We start from the raw sequence: 1,079 nt of genomic DNA, 5'->3' as shown, positions 1-1,079 counted from the left end.
CTGTACCAGAGCGCAGCCCAGCCGCACTCCTGCACAGAAAACTGAGATCTTGGTGCCAACGGGCGCCGGAGGCCCGATGATCGCGACGTTGAGCGGGAACGCCGGGTCCCACCCGAAACCTCATCATGACCGCTGTCTGGAGAACCGGTGGAGGCACGGACCGGTCGTACGTCACTCGGACGGGACACCTGAATAGTTACCGTACCGCGTTCGGCGATCTTGGAAAGATGCGCGCCAGCGACCGGCGATCGGACTGCACGTCTGCACCGGGGTTGGCGATCTCCCGCGTCGGTCGGCTGACGGGTTCGTCCCGGCGCCGCGGACGGCGACTCCGTGGCTACCGCGGCCGTCCGAACTGCGGTCCCTCGTCCGGGTGTCGTGACGGTGGGTAATCCGATCGGGTGATGCGGCGGGGTGCCCATGACGGCGACGGATATCGATCGTTGAGTTGTTTGCGCGGGTGGAACGTGCCGCGGCACGTGGCGTAGATCACCGGTTTCCGGCCTTTATGTGATCGACGGTTCTTGTCGTGGACACAATCCGCTCACATGTGAGCCGGAGACTCCTGGCCATGAACGACCTGGGGGTCCGGGAACACCGCGCGTCATCGGCGACGCCCACGCCTCACCCACGAGGAGACGCGATGAGCATCTACCACCAGATCGGCGGCGGCATGACGGTCGGCGCGATCGTCGACCGGTTCAACCGCCGGCTGCTCAACGATCCTGAGCTGGCTCCGCAGTACCAGAGCGCTGAGGTGCACCGCCTCGCGGCGCAGCAGCGGGCCTACCTCGCCGCGGCGCTGGGCGGGCCGCAGCACTACTTCGGCGGCCCGCTGTCGCCGGCCGGCCCCGCCTACGTCGGGCTGGACGACGCCACCCTCTCGCACCTCGGCGTGGTGCTGCACGAGTTCGGCGTGCCGTCCCCGACGGTCGCCGCGATCACCGAGGACCTGCGGCCGCGGGCGGGTGCGGCGCGCACCGGCGCGACCGTCTCGCACATCGCGCCGCCGGCCCCCGCGCCGGTGCGGCCCGAGCTGCCCAACACCGCGCCCGTCGCCGGGCGCCGCATCACGGCGG

1 protein-coding gene is annotated in these 1,079 nt (G+C 70.1%); it reads left to right on the top strand.

Translation table 11 applies throughout. The features are described from left to right. Positions 1–643: 643 nt before the first annotated feature. Positions 644–1,079 (top strand): globin domain-containing protein (locus ABD211_RS29025; RefSeq protein WP_344138713.1); only part of this gene is annotated, 436 nt, incomplete at its 3' end.

Source organism: Luedemannella flava (assembly GCF_039528515.1).
Taxonomy (GTDB): Bacteria; Actinomycetota; Actinomycetes; order Mycobacteriales; family Micromonosporaceae; genus Luedemannella; species Luedemannella flava.
Note: the sequence above shows the minus strand (reverse complement) of the source record. Positions and strands in the feature narration are given on the sequence as shown.